This is a genomic window from Pseudomonas sp. GL_093 (assembly GCF_057837605.1).
Genome location: NZ_CM174448.1, coordinates 2,079,912 through 2,098,671, shown reverse-complemented (window position 1 = coordinate 2,098,671; position 18,760 = coordinate 2,079,912). Strand labels below are relative to the sequence as shown.

At 58.4% G+C, this 18,760-nt stretch carries 19 protein-coding genes and 1 tRNA gene; 4 read left to right on the top strand and 16 right to left on the bottom strand.

Going from position 1 to position 18,760, the window contains the following annotated elements; translation table 11 throughout:
- Window positions 1-24: 24 nt before the first annotated feature.
- The 6 genes from AC3IUE_RS09515 to AC3IUE_RS09490 form a co-directional block, all read right to left on the bottom strand.
- Window positions 25-453: a glycine zipper domain-containing protein gene (locus tag AC3IUE_RS09515; RefSeq protein WP_056744176.1), complete on the bottom strand. Its 429-nt coding sequence runs from the start codon at window positions 451-453 to the stop codon at window positions 25-27.
- 183 nt (window positions 454-636) lie between these two features.
- The gene (locus AC3IUE_RS09510; protein ID WP_033055724.1) at window positions 637-1,008 is read right to left on the bottom strand and encodes a hypothetical protein; all 372 of its coding nucleotides are present in this window, start codon (window positions 1,006-1,008) and stop codon (window positions 637-639) included.
- A 668-nt stretch (window positions 1,009-1,676) separates the two neighbouring features.
- The gene (locus AC3IUE_RS09505; protein WP_056744173.1) at window positions 1,677-1,997 is read right to left on the bottom strand and encodes a YbjQ family protein; all 321 of its coding nucleotides are present in this window, start codon (window positions 1,995-1,997) and stop codon (window positions 1,677-1,679) included.
- Window positions 1,998-2,032: 35 nt separating this feature from the next.
- Window positions 2,033-3,370, bottom strand: a complete 1,338-nt coding sequence (locus tag AC3IUE_RS09500; RefSeq protein ID WP_489266952.1) for a serine hydrolase domain-containing protein — start codon at window positions 3,368-3,370, stop codon at window positions 2,033-2,035.
- Window positions 3,371-3,411: 41 nt separating this feature from the next.
- Window positions 3,412-3,606, bottom strand: a complete 195-nt coding sequence (locus AC3IUE_RS09495; protein ID WP_082555884.1) for a hypothetical protein — start codon at window positions 3,604-3,606, stop codon at window positions 3,412-3,414.
- Window positions 3,607-3,934: 328 nt separating this feature from the next.
- Window positions 3,935-4,024, bottom strand: a tRNA-Ser gene (locus AC3IUE_RS09490).
- A gap of 307 nt (window positions 4,025-4,331) precedes the next feature.
- On the opposite strand from AC3IUE_RS09490, the gene AC3IUE_RS09485 reads away from it, so the two are divergent.
- The 3 genes from AC3IUE_RS09485 (at window position 4,332) to AC3IUE_RS09475 (ending at window position 7,092) form a co-directional block, all read left to right on the top strand.
- Entirely contained in the window at window positions 4,332-5,021 is a 690-nt protein-coding gene (locus tag AC3IUE_RS09485) for a crotonase/enoyl-CoA hydratase family protein (protein ID WP_056744167.1), read from the top strand.
- 214 nt (window positions 5,022-5,235) lie between these two features.
- On the top strand, window positions 5,236-5,958 hold the full coding sequence (locus AC3IUE_RS09480) for a 1-acylglycerol-3-phosphate O-acyltransferase (RefSeq protein ID WP_056744165.1): 723 nt from the start codon (window positions 5,236-5,238) through the stop codon (window positions 5,956-5,958).
- 162 nt (window positions 5,959-6,120) lie between these two features.
- Window positions 6,121-7,092: a magnesium and cobalt transport protein CorA gene (locus tag AC3IUE_RS09475; RefSeq protein WP_056744163.1), complete on the top strand. Its 972-nt coding sequence runs from the start codon at window positions 6,121-6,123 to the stop codon at window positions 7,090-7,092.
- Between the two features lie 106 nt (window positions 7,093-7,198).
- Here AC3IUE_RS09475 and AC3IUE_RS09470 read toward each other — a convergent pair whose 3' ends face one another.
- The 3 genes from AC3IUE_RS09470 to AC3IUE_RS09460 form a co-directional block, all read right to left on the bottom strand.
- Window positions 7,199-7,927, bottom strand: coding sequence for an amidotransferase (locus tag AC3IUE_RS09470; protein ID WP_489266948.1), 729 nt, complete (start codon window positions 7,925-7,927; stop codon window positions 7,199-7,201).
- A 95-nt stretch (window positions 7,928-8,022) separates the two neighbouring features.
- Window positions 8,023-10,167 (bottom strand): 3-hydroxyacyl-CoA dehydrogenase NAD-binding domain-containing protein, encoded by a 2,145-nt coding sequence (locus AC3IUE_RS09465; RefSeq protein WP_489266946.1) that lies wholly within the window; start codon window positions 10,165-10,167, stop codon window positions 8,023-8,025.
- Window positions 10,168-10,196: 29 nt separating this feature from the next.
- Window positions 10,197-11,402: an acetyl-CoA C-acetyltransferase gene (locus AC3IUE_RS09460; protein ID WP_489266944.1), complete on the bottom strand. Its 1,206-nt coding sequence runs from the start codon at window positions 11,400-11,402 to the stop codon at window positions 10,197-10,199.
- Between the two features lie 596 nt (window positions 11,403-11,998).
- Between AC3IUE_RS09460 and AC3IUE_RS09455 the strand changes: the two genes are divergently transcribed.
- On the top strand, window positions 11,999-12,820 hold the full coding sequence (locus AC3IUE_RS09455; RefSeq protein ID WP_489268777.1) for a c-type cytochrome: 822 nt from the start codon (window positions 11,999-12,001) through the stop codon (window positions 12,818-12,820).
- Between the two features lie 122 nt (window positions 12,821-12,942).
- Here the strand turns inward: AC3IUE_RS09455 and AC3IUE_RS09450 are convergent, their stop codons facing one another.
- From AC3IUE_RS09450 to AC3IUE_RS09420, 7 genes are all read right to left on the bottom strand, one after another.
- Window positions 12,943-13,752, bottom strand: coding sequence for a transglutaminase family protein (locus tag AC3IUE_RS09450; RefSeq protein ID WP_489266942.1), 810 nt, complete (start codon window positions 13,750-13,752; stop codon window positions 12,943-12,945).
- Entirely contained in the window at window positions 13,749-14,699 is a 951-nt protein-coding gene (locus tag AC3IUE_RS09445; protein ID WP_033055742.1) for an alpha-E domain-containing protein, read from the bottom strand. Before AC3IUE_RS09445 ends, AC3IUE_RS09450 begins: the two co-directional genes overlap by 4 nt.
- A 12-nt stretch (window positions 14,700-14,711) precedes the next feature.
- Window positions 14,712-16,121, bottom strand: a complete 1,410-nt coding sequence (locus AC3IUE_RS09440) for a circularly permuted type 2 ATP-grasp protein (RefSeq protein WP_489266940.1) — start codon at window positions 16,119-16,121, stop codon at window positions 14,712-14,714.
- A 393-nt stretch (window positions 16,122-16,514) separates the two neighbouring features.
- On the bottom strand, window positions 16,515-16,856 hold the full coding sequence (locus AC3IUE_RS09435) for a ribonuclease E inhibitor RraB (RefSeq protein ID WP_008148805.1): 342 nt from the start codon (window positions 16,854-16,856) through the stop codon (window positions 16,515-16,517).
- Between the two features lie 213 nt (window positions 16,857-17,069).
- The gene (locus AC3IUE_RS09430) at window positions 17,070-17,303 is read right to left on the bottom strand and encodes a hypothetical protein (RefSeq protein ID WP_461997536.1); all 234 of its coding nucleotides are present in this window, start codon (window positions 17,301-17,303) and stop codon (window positions 17,070-17,072) included.
- Between the two features lie 169 nt (window positions 17,304-17,472).
- Complete coding sequence (gene speE / locus AC3IUE_RS09425) at window positions 17,473-18,348, bottom strand: polyamine aminopropyltransferase (RefSeq protein ID WP_056744151.1); 876 nt, start codon at window positions 18,346-18,348, stop codon at window positions 17,473-17,475.
- Window positions 18,349-18,560: 212 nt separating this feature from the next.
- Window positions 18,561-18,752: a PLDc N-terminal domain-containing protein gene (locus AC3IUE_RS09420; protein ID WP_008148797.1), complete on the bottom strand. Its 192-nt coding sequence runs from the start codon at window positions 18,750-18,752 to the stop codon at window positions 18,561-18,563.
- Window positions 18,753-18,760 lie beyond the last annotated feature (8 nt).

The window sequence follows — 18,760 nt, the reverse complement described above, 5'->3', positions numbered from 1 at the left end:
TTTCTGCTGTGACTCAATGACGAATCAGTGATGTTTGTTTCTGTGCTTGTTTTTATGCTTGTGATTGTGGCCGCTACCGGAGTGCGAACTGCCGCTATCGTTACCCAAGTTGTTGCCTACCGCCCCACCCGCCGCGCCGCCCAGGCCTGCGCCAATGGTCGAACCGGTAGAACCACCGAGGCTATTGCCGATCACCGAGCCACCGGCCGACCCCAGACCACCACCAATAGCCGCTTCTGTGCGACTGCCTTTGTTCGCGCCGACCGCGCTACCTGCCGCGCCGCCTACACCGGCGCCAATCGCGGCACCCGTGCTGCCGCCCATTTGCCGGCCGACCACGTTACCTAGCGCACCGCCAATACCACCGCCAACTGCAGCGGTGCCGTCACCGGCGGCCATTGCACCTTGAGCGACCAAAAGTCCCAGAACCAACGTGGACAATGTCAAACGCATGATATGTACCTCTAAATTCCGTATCGGGGGTAAGAGAAGGCGTTACGGATGGCGTCAGTCTAGCTTTTTCATCACGCCAGCGCTGATCGTTGGACAGCTGTAAGTTCGAAGAGCGCGAAGAAGAAATATCCAGATACAAAAAGCCCGGCATCAAGCCGGGCTTTTTGAGCTGATCGATCAGGATCAGTGACGCTTGTGACCTTTGGCCAGGTTGCTGCCCACGCCGCCGCCCAATGCGCCGCCCAAGCCTGCGCCGATGGTGGAACCGGTCCTGCCGCCCAGGCTGTTGCCGATGATCGAACCGCCGGCCGCGCCGACACCACCACCAATGGCGGCTTTAGTGCGGCTGCCTTTGCGTGCGGCAACAGCACTGCCGGCCGCGCCCGCTACACCAGCACCAATCGCTGCACCGGTGCTGCCGCCCATGCTCTGGCCGACCACATTACCCAGCGCGCCACCCAAACCACCACCGATGGCGGCAGTGCCATCACCCGCAGCCATCGCACCTTGAGCAACCAAAAGCCCCAGAACCAAAGCAGGCAGTGTTAAACGCATGACAAGAACCTCAAAAAAAGGGGGTAACCGAAAGGGGCGAGATTGAATGCTTTAGAGGAGAAAAAGTCCAGACACGCACGGGTACAACCTCGCAATAGGCGACGGTTGGACAGCGTTTTTAGAAAAGGTTTTATGACAGGCAAAAAAAAGCCCGCTGGGGAACGGGCCAGGTACTGCTTTCTAACGGATGAGTTGAGCCTACGTAGGCGGGTGTGAAAAGTTTGTGAAAGAATTCGCTAACAACGGGCTGTGTATCTGTAGTCCAAATCCCAACAACCGACCTTGTGAAAATGAAAACCCCGCTCAATGGCGGGGGGGCTGTCCAGTTGACGGTTACTTCCTGGAAGACGGCATCCTCTTGGGCAAGAAATTCGCCTTTTCGGATCGGGGCACCTTGGATTTCAATTTGGCGACCTGAACCCGGTTTTCACCAAAGCCCGGCATATACTCTGCTTGACCACACTGCACGCAATTGTTGATCGGAAACTCAGATCCGTCGTCTTCGATATACGAATCAGCCATACCTTTCCCCTCTCAAAAAAGGGTCGACACCGGCAAGCCCTATTTGCCTGAAAAATGTCGACCTTCAACGCTTTTGAGACTAGTCAGTCATTACCGGACTTGTAGTTCGGATTATTGCGTCCCCGACGAACGGCCTCGTGACTCAATCACCTCAACTTGACCGCCGTCCCGGTCACGAACACCACCACCATCCCGCCCTTCCCGGCTGGCATGCTGATCTCATAATCAAGCCCCACCACCGCATCAGCCTGAAGTGCCTGCGCACGCTCCTTCAACTCGTCGGTTGCCTGAATCCGTGCCTCCTTCAACGCCCGCTCCAATGTCTGAGAGCGCCCACCGAAAAAATCCCGCATCCCGGCGAACATATCGCGGATCACGTTGACACCCTGCACCGACTCGGCACTGACGATGTCCAGATAAGCGGTGATTTGTCGGCCTTCGATGGTGTGGGTTGTGGTGGTGATCATTAAATTTCCTTCTTCATGGTCCGAGGGGTAATTACTCAAGGCAACCTGGACAGATGCTGAGCCAACGCATCAAACGCAGGCAAGGTGACCGGATCATTAGCCGAGTTACTGGCGACCGGATGGGAGGCGTAGCGAACAATCACCATCTCGGCCTTCGGGTCGACATAAATGCGTTGCCCATGGACCCCTCGCGCCATGAAGGCTCCGCCCTCTTTGTTGGTCACCCACCACATCGAACGGTAACTCCACCCCTTCAACAAATCGTACCCCGCCTGGGCGAATGCCTGCTTGTCACCGCCGCGACGTATGTCGTCGACCACCGCTTGGGGCACGATTTGCTGACCGTTGAACTGACCGTCATTACGCAACATCTCGCCAAATCGTGCCAGGTCACGCAAACCGGTGTTCAAGCCGCCGCCGGCAAACGGGGTGCCAATGGAATCCACCGTGAAATAGGCGTCCTGCTCAGCCCCCAAACGGCTCCAGATCCGCTCCGACAACAACTGTGCGACGTTGCGACCGGTCGCTCGAGCGATGATCCAGCCCAGTACATCGGTATTGACGGTCTTGTAGCCAAACGCGCTGCCGTGTTCGCCTTGCGGTTGAACCGTCTGCAAAAACTCGTAGTAACTTCGCGGACCGCTGTAGTCCTTTGGCTTGGGCAGAGGGCTGCCAGCTTTTGCATGAGCCCAGACCTCGGCGTTTGGGTCGGCGTAGTCCTCGCTGTACTTGAGGCCGGTCGTCATATCGAGGACCTGACGCACCGTGGCGCTGCCAAACGCCGAAGCCGCCAGTTCGGGGACGTATTCGGCGACGTGCTTGTTCGCATCGATTCGCCCTTCTGCCACCAACATCGCTCCCAATGTGCCGACCACAGACTTGGTCACCGACATTGCCGCGTGCTGGCCTTCAGGCTTCAGCACGCCAAAATAACGCTCGTAGACAACTTTCCCGCGATGCATCACCACAATCCCGTCGGTGTAGGTGGCCGCGAGGGATTGATCCCAGGTCATCGGAGCCTTCGCGCCCAGCGGGACGAAGCTGATCGCATCGATGTCTTTGCGTAGCGCAGGTACCAATGGAACCGGCGCACCGAGCCCCCGTGAAACGTTGATCGTTGGCATCAGTTGACGGAAGTTCGAAACACTCCAGCGCATCGCCGGGAACTGGAAATAGCTGCCATCTTCGAAACGCACGGTGCGATCTGCAGGGGGTGGCGAGCCGACCATCCAGCCTAGTTTTGCGGGGTCGCTGGCTATGGCATCGGGGAAAGTCTTGGTTGTAGATGCGGTGGCGAATAAGGGGACGGTACTTATCAACACGGCGGAGAGGGAAATAGCGATGCGGCGGGAAGCGGCGCGAGGGTGAGACATAGTGTCGATTCCATTCGAGGGGTTTTGGGCAGTCCAACAGGTTAGAGCAGCTTGACCAACACTGCGGTGACAGTTGCGGTGACAGTGGCCACCGTGCCAATCAACCCAGTCGCCACAGCCACCGGATACCAAAAAGTTTCACGGGTCATCTTCCCGGCCTCGGCGTTCAGTTTGCGCTGCTCAGCCATCAGCTTGACGATCTCCACGTGAACCTTTTCCAGTTCGGCCTGTTTCATGGTGAATTCCTGCATAACGTGCGTTCGTCCTTCCAGATAATAGGCCGCGTCATGTGCCTTGCCGTTGATTCATTTTGCCCCCTAAAGGCGCATAGCGAATACCCCTCACGAAACGGCTCAAGTCAGGTGCCGAAACCTATGAAAGCACCCAGCTACCTGGCTTTCCAGCATTACTTCCCACATGCCTATCACCCGTCCTACATGAATTTCGGAAGCGCCTTCGCCGATGAGCGTGGATCAATAACATTGCCATCCACAAAATCCAGACGCCAGAAACCACAAAACCCCTGACTTCTTTCGAAATCAGGGGTTTTGGTTACATCGAATTTGGCGGTGAAGGAGAGATTCGAACTCTCGATACAATTTCTTGTATACACACTTTCCAGGCGTGCTCCTTAAGCCACTCGGACACTTCACCGTATCTCTTCAAACAAGTTCTGTCTGTCGAGGCGCGCTAATGTAGTCGAAAGCTTTTCCGATGGCAAACTTTTTTTGCAGAATTTTCATGCGCTTAGCGTTTTAGTCGTTCGAGCAGGTTCCGGGCCATGGCAAACCCGCCAATCTCCGGCTTCGCGCCCGCTTCTATATAGAGGGGAATGCGCGGCGGGTGTGGCGGGCGACGCTTGCCGGGCGGGGAAAGGGTGACTGAGCGGTCAGTCACGGCGCTTTACCTGGCCTGCGGCGGTGGGTAACGTCTGCCCTACTTTATTGAAAGGAATAGCGTCATGAGTGAGTTGATTTCCTACCATCTCGAAGACGGTATCGCGACCCTGACCTTGAGCAATGGCAAGGTCAATGCCATCTCTCCGGACGTGATTGCTGCGTTTAACGCCGCGCTGGATCAGGCGGTGACTGATCGTGCGGTGGTGATCATTACCGGTACGCCCGGGATGCTGTCGGGCGGTTATGACTTGAAGGTGATGACCTCCGGCCCTAAAGAAGCCGTGGCGCTGGTGACTGCCGGTTCGACCCTGGCCCGTCGTCTGTTGGCGCACCCGTTCCCGGTGATCGTGGCATGCCCTGGGCATGCAGTGGCCAAGGGCGCGTTCCTGCTGTTGTCGGTGGATTACCGCATTGGTGTCGACGGCCCGTTCACCATTGGTTTGAACGAAGTGCAGATCGGCATGACCATGCACCACGCCGGTATCGAGCTGGCCCGTGATCGTCTGCGCAAGTCGGCGTTCCACCGTTCGGTGATCAACGCTGAGATGTTTAATCCACAAAGTGCCGTGGATGCCGGGTTCTTCGACCTGGTGGTGTCGGCCGAAGAGCTGCAAGGCGCGGCGCTGGCGGCGGCTCGTCAGTTGAAGAAGATCAACATGATCGCTCACAAGAACACCAAGCTCAAAGTGCGCAAGGCGCTGCTGGAGAGGCTGGACAACGCGATCATCGAGGATCAGGATTTTTTGGTTTAAACCCAAACGTGCGACACCGAAAAGCCCGACCGTCGCGTCGGGCTTTTTCTTACGTGCTCCGTTGAAAAGCCTACAACCGCTCTAGATCGCATCTGACCCACAAGTCGGAAACATGCGCTCAAACATCGCCTATCTCCCACCTCTATAGCGGCAATTGCCGAAAACAGTGCACATCCGTACACTGCGCCACCTTTTGTCCCGGTGGGGCCTGTAAATGCTGTTTGTGTTTCGTATGTTATTGATGGGCCTACACTTTATTCTGGCCGGTGTGCTTGGGGTGATTCTCGGCCTGTGCCGACCGTTCAATCCGGACAACAGCCGATTGTGCGCGCGTCTTTATGCATGGCCGGCGATGTGCATTTTGCGTCTGCGGGTGAAGGCCGACGTCGGACCGCTGATGGATAAACCCGACAGCTGCGTGATCATCGCCAACCACCAGTCCAACTACGATCTGTTTGTGTTCGGCAACGTGGTGCCCCGCCGCACCGTGTGTATCGGCAAAAAGAGTCTGAAGTGGGTGCCGCTGTTTGGTCAGTTGTTCTGGCTAGCGGGCAATGTGCTGATCGATCGCGGCAATGCGCAGAAAGCGCGCCAGTCGATGCTGACCACTACCCACACGCTGCAGAATGAAGACACGTCGATCTGGGTCTTCCCGGAAGGCACGCGCAACCTGGGCGAAGAGTTGCTGCCGTTCAAGAAAGGTGCCTTTCAAATGGCCATTGCCGCCGGCGTGCCAATTGTTCCGGTGTGTGTCAGCAGTTACGTTAAACACATGCGATTGAACCGCTGGCGCAGTGGGAAGATTCTGATCCGCTCGTTACCGGCGATTCCTACGGCTGGATTGAGCCTGGATGACATGCCGCTGCTGATTGCCCAGTGCCGCGAGCAGATGCGCGAGTGCATCGCTTCGATGGATCGGCAACTGCAAGCCGCGTAAAAGAAACCCGCCTTGTGCGGGTTTTCTTTTGCCTGCGAGTTTTTGCCGACGAACTCCGCAGATTTCACTGACTCTCAAGCAGTAGACAGGGCTAAGCTGGTGACTGCCTGCCACTGCCATCTTTGCTAATAGAAAGCTGCCAATAAGAAGTGAATCACTATCATGGGTAGAGTTGTTGCTGCTGCGGTTTATAGCGCTGGTAAGAAAGTCACCAATATCACCCTCGACGAAGGCGCTGCCTGGGCGGCAAAGCCCGGCCACTTTGTCTGGATCGGCCTCGAAGAACCGAACGCCCAGGAGTTGTTCAATCTGCAACGCCAGTTCAACCTGCACGAACTGGCCATTGAAGACGCCCTGGAAAAACACAGTCGACCGAAACTGGAAACCTTCGGCGACGCGCTGTTCATCGTCACGTATTCGCCGATCCGGAATGAAGGAAAACTGGAGTTCATCGAGACTCATATCTTTGCCGGCAAGGGCTACATCATTACCGCACGCAATGGTCACTCGGCGTCCTACGCCCATGTCCGACAGCGTTGTGAGGCGCGTCCGCTGTTGCTGGAGCACGGGGAAGATTTCGTACTCTATGCCATCCTCGATTTCGTGATTGAAAACTACCAGCCCATGGGTGAAGCGATCCATGCCGAGATCGATGAGTTGGAAAGCAGCGTCATGTGTAGCTCCCTGAACGAGCGCGACATTCAAAAACTCCACAGCCTGCGCCGCGATGTACTGCGCTTGCGCCGGTTTGCGGCGCCGATGGTGGAGATCGGTGAGGAATTGCAGAAGCTGAGTTTCCCGTTTATCGACAAGAACATGCGCCCGTATTTTCGCGACGTGCAGATCCATGTGACACGGCAGATGGAAGACCTGACGACCCTGGCGGACATTGCCAGCCAGACCATTGAGGTTGGGGTGTTGCTGGAGGCGTCACGCCAAAGCGTGGTGCAGCGCAAGTTCGCGGCGTGGGCGGCGATTCTGGCGTTCCCGACGGCGGTGGCCGGGATATACGGGATGAACTTTCAGGACATGCCGGAGTTGAGTTGGCATTACGGTTATTTCGGGGTGTTGGGGGTCATTGCGGTGGGGTGTGTGAGTCTGTGGGCGAGCTTCAAAAAATCAGGTTGGTTATAAACAATACCGAGTCGTATATGAAATTCGCGAGCAGGTCGAATCGTCGCACCGTCGCTCCCACATTAGATCGCGTTCTAATGTGGGAGCGAGCCTGCTCGCGATGCTTTTAGCTTGAAATAGATTCAGGCTTGTGCGCCACAAACCGCATCATCCACTCCGCAACGGTAGTGCCGTGATGCTCGTGCTCAAGGCTCGCCATACCTTTCGAATAAATCTGCTCACCCAGCGCTTCCTGACGAATATCCAGCAACGCGCGCGAGTAATCGTGAATGAATTCCGGATGCCCCTGGAAGCACAGCACCTGATCGTTGATGTGGTACGCGGCGAACGGGCAGAAATCGCTGGAAGCAATGACCGTGGCGTTTTCCGGGAGCGCGGTGACCTGGTCCTGATGGCTGATCAACAAGGTCAGCTCTTCCCTCACCGGGCTCATCCACGGCGCCTTGGCGGCGAGTTTGTACTTGTGGGTGCCGACGCCCCAGCCTTGGGTCGCACGTTCGCTCTTGCCACCCAGCAGCAGCGCCAACAGTTGATGGCCGAAGCACACGCCCAGCAATTTGTCGCCACGCTTGTAGCGGGTCAGCAGGTAAGCCCTGAGGGTTTCAATCCAAGGGTCGGTGCCGAAGGAGTCGGCCTTGCTGCCGGTGACCAGATAGGCGTCGAACTTCAGCTCATCGCTGGGATATTCGCCCTGCATCACGTTGTACACGGTGAACTCGGCAGCGATGGGTTGCTGCGAAAACAGACGCTGGAACATCTGCCCGTAACCCTGATATTGATCGACCAGTTCCGGACGCAGGATGTCGGTTTCCAGAATGCAGATGCGTAACGACATAAAAAATACCTGACACTTGATGGGAATAATGCACACCCCTGAGCCTGCCTTGAAACACAGTGGCAAGGCAAGCCCCGGAATGCGTCATCCGTCCCCTAGAACGCCTCCCCTTTAGCCGCTTTCTCCAGCAATAGCGCAGGCGGTGCGAATCGCTCGCCATACTGCTCTGCCAGGTACTGGGCGCGGGCGACGAAATCTTTCACGCCGTACTGGTTGATGAACTGCAGCGCGCCGCCGGTCCAGGCGGCGAAGCCGATGCCGAAGATCGAGCCGACGTTGGCGTCCGCCGTCGAGGTCAACACCCCCTCCTCCACACAGCGCACGGTTTCGATGGCTTGCACGAACAGCAGCCGATCACGTACGTCCTTCGGCGAAATCTGCCCGTCAGCCTTCTCGAAACGACTTTTCAGCTCTGGCCACAGATGCTTCTGCCCACGGGCCGGATAATCGTAGAAACCACCACCCGCAGCCTTGCCCGGACGCTTGTATTCGTAGAGCAGTAAGTCAATCACGGCGAACGCCGGGTGCTCAATCAGCGGTTTCCCTTCTGCTTGCAGGTCTTTGGCGGTTTGCTGGCGGATATGGCTCATCAGGCTGAGGGAAACTTCGTCGGAGATCGCCAGAGGGCCGATCGGCATGCCGGCCTTGCGCGCTTCCGTCTCGATCATCGGCGCGCTCACGCCTTCGCCCAGCATGGCGATGCCTTCGTTGGTGAACGTGCCGAACACCCGCGAGGTGAAGAAGCCGCGACTGTCATTGACCACAATCGGGGTTTTCTTGATTTGCAGGACGAAATCGAACCCGCGAGCCAGGGTTTCGTCGCTGGTGTGGACGCCTTTGATGATTTCCACCAGGGGCATTTTCTCCACGGGACTGAAGAAATGTAGACCGATGAATTTGCTCTGATCCGGCACGGCAGCAGCCAGGCCGCTGATTGGCAAGGTCGACGTGTTGGAAGCAATCACCGCGTCCGGGCCAACGACTTTTTGCGCCGCCGAAGAGACCTTGGCTTTCAGATCGCGATCTTCAAACACCGCTTCAATGATCAGATCACAACCGGCCAGATTGGCATCGCTTTCAGTGGGGTGAATTCGCGCCAGCGTTGCATCGCGCTGATCGGCACTCAATTGGCCACGCGCAACCTTCTTGTCCAGCAGCGCCGCCGAATGAGCCTTGCCCTTCTGCGCGGCCGCAAGGTTGACGTCCTTGAGCACCACGTCGATGCCGGCCGACGCGCTGACAAAGGCGATTCCAGCGCCCATCATGCCTGCGCCCAGTACGCCCACACGACGCGTCACGTAGGGCGCAAAGCCCTGGGGCCGCGAGCTGCCGGCATTGATTTCGTTGAGCTGGAACCAGAACGTGCCGATCAGGTTTTTCGACACCTGGCCGGTGGTCAATTCGGTGAAGTAACGGGTTTCGATCAGGTGCGCAGTGTCGAAATCCACCTGAGCACCTTCTACCACAGCGCAGAGGATTTTCTCTGGCGCGGGCAGGCAGCCCTGGGTTTTGCTGCGCAGGATCGACGGCGTGATGGCCAGCATTTGCGCGACTTTCGGGTTCGACGGCGTACCACCGGGAATCTGGTAACCCTTCACGTCCCAGCGCTGCACAGCTGAAGGATGGGCGATAATCCAGGCGCGCGCCTTGGCCAGCAGGTCATCACGATCCGCCGCCAACTCATCAATCAAACCTGCCCGCAACGCCTGCTGCGGCCGGACTTTTTTGCCTTCGAGCAGATAGGGCAAAGCCTTTTCAATACCGAGCATCCGCACCATGCGAACCACCCCGCCGCCGCCCGGCAGCAGGCCGAGGGTCACTTCCGGCAAGCCGAGTTGCACCGAAGAATCGTCCAGCGCCACTCGATGATGGCACGCCAGGCAGATTTCCCAACCGCCGCCCAACGCGGCGCCGTTGATCGCGGCGACCACCGGTTTACCGAGGGTTTCCAGGGTGCGCAGCTGCCCTTTGAGCGTCAGCACCATGTCATAGAAGGCTTTGGCTTCAGGCTTGCCGACCTTGATCAGTTCGTTGAGGTCGCCGCCGGCGAAGAAGGTTTTCTTGGCCGAGGTGATGATCACGCCAGCAATGGTGTCTTTGTCGGCAACGAGTCTGGCAACACACGCGGCCATGGCTTCGCGGTAGACCGCGTTCATGGTGTTGGCGCTCTGGCCCGGCATGTCGATGGTCAGGACGACGATCTGGTCCTGACCTTTTTCGTAACGGATGGCTTCGGTCATGAAAGGGTTTCCTTGAAGTCGGTCGGGGCTCAGAGGCGTTCGATGATGGTGGCAATGCCCATGCCGCCACCGACACACAGCGTCGCTAGGCCATAGCGCAAGCGCCGGGTTTCCAGTTCATCGAGCAACGTGCCAAGGATCGCGCAGCCGGTGGCGCCCAGCGGGTGACCCATGGCGATGGAGCCGCCGTTGACGTTGATCTTGTCCGGGTCGATCGCCATGTCCTTGATGAATTTCAGCACCACCGAGGCGAAAGCTTCGTTGACCTCGAACAAGTCGATGTCTTCAACCCGCAGCCCGGCCTTGGCCAGTGCCTTGCGGGTGGCCGGCGCGGGACCGGTGAGCATGATGGTCGGGTCGGTGCTGGTGACGGCGGTGGCGACGATTCGCGCCCGCGGTTGCAAACCCAGCGCCCGGCCCTTGGCCTCTGAACCGATCAGCATCAGCGCCGCGCCATCGACGATCCCGGAACTGTTACCCGCCGTGTGCACGTGGTTGATCCGCTCAACATGGCTGAAGACCCGAAGTGCGGTGGCATCGAAGCCCATTTGCCCGATCATCTCGAAGCTCGGCTTGAGCTGGCCCAAGCCTTCCATGGTCGATCCGGCGCGGATGAATTCATCGTGATCGAGCAGGATAATGCCGTTCTGGTCCTGCACCGGCACCAGCGATTTGTTGAACGAACCGTCGGCCCTTGCCCGCGCAGCCTTTTGTTGGGAGTGCAGCGCATAGGCATCGACGTCCTGACGGCTGAAGCCTTCGATCGTGGCGATCAGGTCAGCGCCCACGCCTTGAGGGGCGAAATGGCTGTGAAAACTGGTTTCCGGGTCCTGCGCCCAAGCGCCGCCATCGCTGCCCATCGGCACACGGGACATGGACTCGACGCCACCGACCACCACCAGGTCTTCGAAGCCGGAACGCACTTTCATCGCGCCGAGGTTCACCGCCTCCAACCCAGAGGCGCAGAAGCGGTTGATCTGCAAACCCGCCACGCTGACGTCCCAATCCGCCACCTGGGTCGCGGTTTTGGCGATGTCGGAACCCTGGTCGCCGATGGGCGTCACGCAGCCAAGCACCACATCGTCGACCTGACTGGTATCGAGAGACGTGCGCTGTTGCAGCGCGGTGAGCAGCCCGGCTACCAGGTTCACCGGTTTGACGCTGTGCAAGGCGCCATTGGCCTTGCCTTTGCCGCGGGGCGTGCGTAATGCGTCGAAAATAAAAGCGTGGGTCATGACGTTCTCGAACCTGAGCGGGGAGTAAATGCAGAGTCCCCACCTTAGGCCGAGCGGCCCGGGATTCAATGACCGCAGTGCTCACTGATGTTGACGGTCACGCTCAGACGGACGGTAGGCAACCACCGGATTTACCGATTCAGGACACCAAGCTGTCTAGCAAACGGGCGCCCAAGAAGCTGGCAATAGGCCTCATGCCTTTTTAAGAGCAATTTACGTGAAGTCCATACGAAATGGATCTAAACCAAGCGTGACGCGGGCTCTAAGGTGAACTTGTACGAAGTTGTCGTCGGGTTTTGCCGAGGCGCTCGTCAAACAGGAAGTGCAACGCTCTGCCGTCATGGAGAAATGCAGGCAGGCATCAGGAAATAACAATAAAGGCGGTCAAGCCATGTTCAAACAATCGAAAGTACGTCAAGCCGGGCTCATTCTTTTCGCCACTACGCTGTTGTTGATTTTGCCGAACCTGACCAAGGTGATCGGCTAGTCGGTCAATAAAAAATACGGCGCCAGGTTTTATATCGCCCTCTAAAAATGTGACGGGTTCGCTACCCGGGCCAGCGTGGGTGTGCCAACCTTTGGGGCACTTCCACGACATGGACGGCGATCATTTGAAAACGCTCATTTTGTTCGGGGCCTTGCTGCTCAGCACGCCTCTGTCTGCCGCACAGCTGAACCTTGAGCTCGGCGCGAGCAGTCGCACCTGGCAAACCGAGGAGTTGCTCAAGCATCCTCAGGCTCAGACCATCACCATCAGCAACGACGTTTCCTACAAACGGGACATGAGCTATCGCGCTGTTCCGGTGGCTGCGTTGTTGACGGGCATCAAGCCTGAAGACCATTTACAGGCGGTAGCCCTGGATGGTTTTGCCGCAGAACTGTCGGCTGCGCCATTGCTTAATACCCAGGGTGCGCGCGCGTGGCTGGCGATTGAAGAACCCGCCAAGCCGTGGCCAGCGCTGTCGGAAGGCAAACCCGGCGCCGGGCCGTTCTATCTGGTCTGGACCGATCCTCAGGCGGGCGACATCAGCCCCGAGCAATGGCCCTTTCAAGTGGCGAGCATCAAGCGCATGGCACCGGTGGCCGAGCGCTTCCCTGCCCTGCTGCCCGATCCGGCGTTGAAGGCTGACGATCCGGTGAACAAGGGCTTTGCGCTGTTTCAGAAGAATTGCCTGGCGTGCCATCGATTGAACGGCGCCGGGGATGCGCAGTTTGGGCCGGACCTGAATATTCCGTTTAACCCGACCGAGTACTTCGGCGCGGATTTCCTCAAGCGCTACATTCGTGATCCGCAGAGCTTGCGCCAGTGGCCACAGGCGAAGATGCCCGGGTTCTCGGCGACGGTGCTGCCGGACGGGGATCTTGAGAGATTGGTGGGGTATTTGAAGCACATGGCTGGGCGCAAGGTTAAGCCCTGACACCAATCCCCTTGTGGGAGCGAGCTTGCTCGCGATAGCGGTGTGTCAGTCGCAGCAGTTCTGACTGAACAGGCGCCATCGCGAGCAAGCTCGCTCCCACAGGGGTTCTTCGGTATCCCCGATTACTGCTGTTGCACTGAGATCACTGGTATCGGTGTCGGTGACACAAACACCTTCGCATGCATCTGCTCGCAACCACCGCCACGCCGCATGCCACGCACCGGGCAGGCGTCCAGGTAATCCAGGCCCACCGCCAGTTTCAGATGACGCTCAGGCCGCGCCAATTCATTGGTCACGTCAAAGCTGTACCAGGCGTCATCGAGCCAGGCTTCCGCCCAGGCGTGACTGGCCAGGTGTTCGCTGTTCTCGCTGTACAAATAACCCGATACATAACGCGACGGAATGCCCAGACTGCGAGCGCAGGCGAGAAACGCGTGGGTGTGATCCTGGCAGACGCCCGAACGCCCGGCGAAGGCCTGGGCGGCGCTGGTGTCCACTTCGGTGGAGCCCGGCGTGTAGGTCATGTGCTGGTTCAGGCCATGCATCAAGTCGATCAGCGCCGTGCGATCCCGGCGTTGCTTGCATTCCTTCTCGGCGAACGCACGCAGGGCTTCGTCGGCTTCGGTCAGGCGCGTGAAGCGCAGGAACGGCAGCGCCGACTGGCTTTCATGCTCCGCCTCGCGCAATTCGTCGATGTCCACCTGGCCCCGGGCGCCGATGATGATCGCCTCGTGGGGCTCGTCCATGGTCAGCACATGCAGGATGTTACCGAACGGATCGAGTTGCGCGCGCACCGGGCGCGGCAAGTCAAGCTGCCAGCTGAGCACGTGTTGGCGCTCGCTGTCGTGGGGTGTCAGTCGCAGGTACTGGATGCTCGCCCGCACCTGATCTTCGTAGTGATAGGTGGTCTCGTGGCTAATGGAAAGTCTCATGCAGCCTCCAGGTAGGAACTGTGTATGGCGTTACCCAACTGGCGCACCAGCGGGATGAACTCGGTCAGCCAGGCGTGCAGGCCTTCGTCGAGAATTTCGGTGATGCCGGTGTAGCGCAGGCGTGCGTCCATTTCCGCTGCAAGGCGTTGCGCGGGACGGCCGTTGGCCCCCGGCAGCTGGGCAAGGATCTGGTCGATTTCTTCGGTGCAGGCGCGCAATGAACGCGGCACGTCAGCACGCAGCAACAGCAACTCAGCCACATGCCGGGCGCCGGGGGCGTCGCGATAGATCTCGGTGTAGGCCTCGAACGAGGACAACGCCCGCAGCAAAGCACTCCACTGGTAATACGCGTGAGCGGTGCCATCGCTGACCGCTTCGGCCTGATCGCCAGCCATTTCGTAGCGGGCGTCGAGCAGGCGCAACGTGTTGTCAGCCCTTTCGATAAACGTCCCCAGACGAATAAAGCGGAACGCGTCGTTACGCATGATCGTGCCGTAGGACGCGCCGCGGAACAGGTGGGAACGTTCCTTGATCCACTCGCAGAAACGGCTCATGCCGTAGCGGCTCAAGCCCTGATCGGCAATCCCGCGGATTTCCAGCCAGGTGGCATTGATGTTTTCCCACATGTCGGCGGTGATTCGCCCACGTACCGCATGGGCACTGGCCCGCGCGGCGCCGAGGCAGCTGTAGATGCTCGCCGGGTTGGCCGCGTCCAGGGCGAAGAAATGCAGCAGCCGTTCAGCATGCAGATCGCCGTGGCGCTCCAGGTAATCGTCCAGGGTGCCGGTGATCAGCAACGGCATGGCGAGTTCATGCAGGCCGTCACCACGACCATCCTGTGGCATCAGCGACAGCGAATAACTGATGTCGAGCATCCGTGCGAGGTTTTCCGCCCGCTCCAGGTAACGCGACATCCAATACAAATCCGAGGCAGTTCTACTTAACATGGCAGGCTTCCTTCAATCCTCGACCACCCAGGTGTCCTTGGTTCCACCGCCCTGGGATGAATTCACCACCAGAGAGCCTTCGCGCAGGGCAACACGGGTCAAACCGCCGGGCACAACCCGGGTTTCGCGGCCAGACAATACAAACGGACGCAGGTCGATGTGGCGTGGGGCGATGCCGTTTTCGACAAAGGTCGGACAGGTCGACAGGGACAACGTCGGTTGCGCGATGTACGCATGGGGCTTGGCTTTGATCCGCGCGCGGAAAGACTCGATTTCCGCCGCCGTCGCCGCCGGCCCGACCAGCATTCCGTAACCGCCGGAGCCCTGGGTTTCCTTGACCACCAGTTCCGGAAGATTGGCCAGTACGTGGGACAGTTCAGAGGGATTGCGGCACTGGAACGTCGGCACGTTCTTCAGAATCGGCTCTTCATCCAGGTAGAAACGGATCATGTCCGTGACGAAGGGATAGACCGATTTGTCGTCCGCGACCCCGGTGCCAATGGCATTCGCCAGCACCACGTTGCCAGAGCGGTACGACGACAGCAGCCCTGGAACACCAAGCATCGAGTCCGGGTTGAACGCCAGCGGATCGAGGAACGCATCGTCGAGGCGACGGTAGATCACGTCGACGGCTTTCGGCCCGTCCGTGGTGCGCATGAACACCTTGTCATCCCGCACGAACAGGTCCGCGCCTTCCACCAGCTCAACGCCCATTTCCCGCGCCAGAAACGCATGTTCAAAGAACGCGCTGTTGAAACGACCCGGCGTCAGTACCACCACGCTCGGGTTATCAATCGGGCTGGAGCTTTTCAGGGTGTCGAGCAACAGGTTCGGATAGTGGTCGATAGGGGCAATGCGCTGGGCCGCGAACAACTCGGGGAACAACCGCATCATCATCTTGCGGTCTTCGAGCATGTAGCTGACGCCGCTCGGTGTACGAAGATTGTCTTCAAGCACGTAGTACGTGCCGTCGCCATCACGCACCAGATCGACCCCGGAGATGTGGGAATAGATATCGCGGTGCAAATCCAGCCCTTGCATCGCCAACTGGTATTGCTCGTTGGCCAGCACCTGCTCTGCTGGAATGATGCCGGCCTTGATGATGCGCTGCTCGTGATAGAGGTCGGCGAGGAACATGTTCAACGCCTTGACCCGCTGAATGCAGCCGCGCTCGACAACTCGCCATTCACTGGCGGGGATGCTGCGGGGAATGGTGTCGAAGGGAATCAGGCGCTCTGTCCCTTGCTCATCACCATAGAGCGTGAATGTTATCCCGGCGCGATGAAATAGCAGATCGGCCTCGCGTCGCCGTTGTGCCAAAAGCTCGTCAGGCGTTTCGGACAGCCAACGGGCAAACTCCCGATAATGCGGGCGGACCTGGCCGCCGGCATCGTACATCTCATCAAAATAGGTGCGGATCATGCCGTACTCCTTGTCACCCGGACATCTGGGCTTCGCAAAGCCCGTGCCATCGGCATAAACGCTTTGATATCAATCAGTTGGATAATCGCACTGCACGCACCGCACCAATCCTGTGCGGTAAATGCCCCCACCTGATCGCCCCCGCTTCATTGCGAAGCAATGTTGTCGCCTATCACCAGCATAGCCAGAGTTGATTTCACTGCCCGGGAGTCGATGCGGATAATCCGCGCATTCGCTGAAAATCTTGATGACCTTCCCTTTAGCCGCCTGTTTAGGCGGCTTTTTTTTGCGCTTTTGAAACGTTATGAATCAAAAACACGATTTCCAAACCCCACAAACGAAAACGGCCAACCCTGAGGTCAGCCGTTGCTGAGTGTTGTCACTGTTCATAAGTTATGCGAGTCGCCCTCGTACCTCCTGCTTGACGCCCCATCCTTCGATGATGCCGCCCAAAGGCTCGACCACCGCCTCGAAATCCTGCTCAAAATCGCCGATGCCGTCATAAGTGGCGTACATCACTTTGCTCAGTTCCAGGTACCACGCGCCGTCATCGCGCACACTGATTTGTGCATTCAAGGATTCACCACAGTAATGCCCTGCCGCCCTGCGCGCCCGCTCCTCGTCCGGGAAAATGGCGTAGAACTCGATGGGATGGAATCGTGAAAAGTCGAAGCCGCCTTCTTTCATGCGGCGCAAGACGCTGGTGCTGATGTCTTCTTGATAGGCTGTGCTCATGAAACGTCCCCCTCAGACTGATGGATAGACTTTCCGTATTCCCGGCACTCGCAACCGAATGGGGCGAGCGATGCGGCAACAACGTTGCCGGTGGGAAGCAAGCATGTAGCTGACAAGACCAGACCTTAGCGATCCGTTCGCTGATCTCGATTGCAGAGTAGCCTCAAGATAGAGCCACTGCCAAGGCCTGGTTAGGAATGTGACAGGAGATGTTCAGATTGGCGTGATGCTGAGGATTTCAATGCTGCACTGGGTCTTCAGACTTTTGACAGTCGGATCATCGACGCGCCCTTCCAGATCGTTGAGGTCCAGTTCGGCAGCCACAGGCAGACGCCGGGCGCGGATGAGCTTCGCGGCTTGCTCGTTGTCCGGGCATTCATCGCTCTCGAACACCTCGTCAACTTTTTCACCGTGATCATCAACGAAAGTGACTTTCCACTTTTGCATCAGGTGCCTCCTCGATAAAACCCATGGATGGGCTTACATGTATCTCGACATTCTTCCCCGGCCAATCGTTCAACCGGACCTTCTACATCTATAAGTGAAGCATGAAAAAAGGGCCGTCTCCGGTGTGTTTTCACACAACCTGAGAGGGCCCTTTCTGGCTTGCTCGATATCAGTCGTTGCTAGGCTTGTTCACAGCCTGCAGGACGTATTGCGGCAAGGCGAACGCGCCGATGTGGATTTCCGGATTGTAGTAGCGGGTGATGATGCCGCTGCCGGCGAAGCGCTGCTGCAGGGTTTCACGGGACAATTTGCGATAGGCGGTATTGGTCGCGCCCCAGGCGAAGGTCATGGCGCCGCCGATGTAGGTCGGCACGGCCGCCTGGTAGAAGTGCCAGTCCGGGAACAGGCTGCGCAGGCGCCCGGCGGTGGTTTTGACTTCTTCGATTTGCATGAACGGCGTGCCGTTCTGGGTCACCAGGATGCCGCCTTCGTTCAGGCAGCGACGGCAGGCCTGGTAGAAGTTTTCCGAGAACAGCACTTCGCCCGGGCCGATCGGGTCGGTGGAGTCGGAAATGATCACGTCGAATTTTTCGGTGGTGGTGGCAACGAAACGCATACCGTCGTCGATCACCAGGTTCAGGCGTGGATCAGCGAACGCCCCCTTGGAGTGGTTCGGCAGGAATTCCTTGCACATGTCGACCACGGTGCCGTCGATCTCGACCATGGTGATGTGCTCGATGCTGCGGTGCTTGGCCACTTCACGCAGCATGCCGCCGTCGCCGCCACCGATGATCAGCACGCGCTTGGCGGTGCCATGCGCCAGGATCGGCACGTGGGTCAACATCTCGTGGTAGATGAATTCGTCGGCTTCGGTGGTCTGGATCACGCCGTCCAGCGCCATGACGCGGCCCATGCGCGGGTTTTCGAAAATCACCAGGTGTTGGTGTTCGGTGCGCACTTCGTGCAACAGTTTTTCCATGCGAAAACGCTGGCCGTAGCCTTCGTAGAGGGTTTCCAGGTACTCGCTGGTCGGGGTGTTGCTCATGGGAAGTGCTCCGATGAATGCGGGTGGCAAGGCGCGAATTCTACGTCGCGGGATATGACAGGTCGAACCTTCGTCTGTCGGGTAGGCATAGAACAGGGTGGGAGCGAGCCTGCTCGCGATAAACGATAACGCGGTTTACAGGGAAACCGCGGCGTCTGCATCGCGAGCAGGCTCGCTCCCACAGGGGAAAGGTGTCGGCTTTGGGTGCGTATTCAGATTCGGACGTTGCCTCGTGGCCCGGCAATGGCCCAGATGATCAGGCCCAGCACCGGCAGCAGCAGGATCAGCAGCACCCAGATGATTTTCATCCCTGTGTCGGCACCACTTTTGAGCACGTTGATGATTGCCCAGATATCCAGGGCAAGAATAATCAGGCCAATCAGACCGTTGAACGTGGAACCCATGGTGTCGC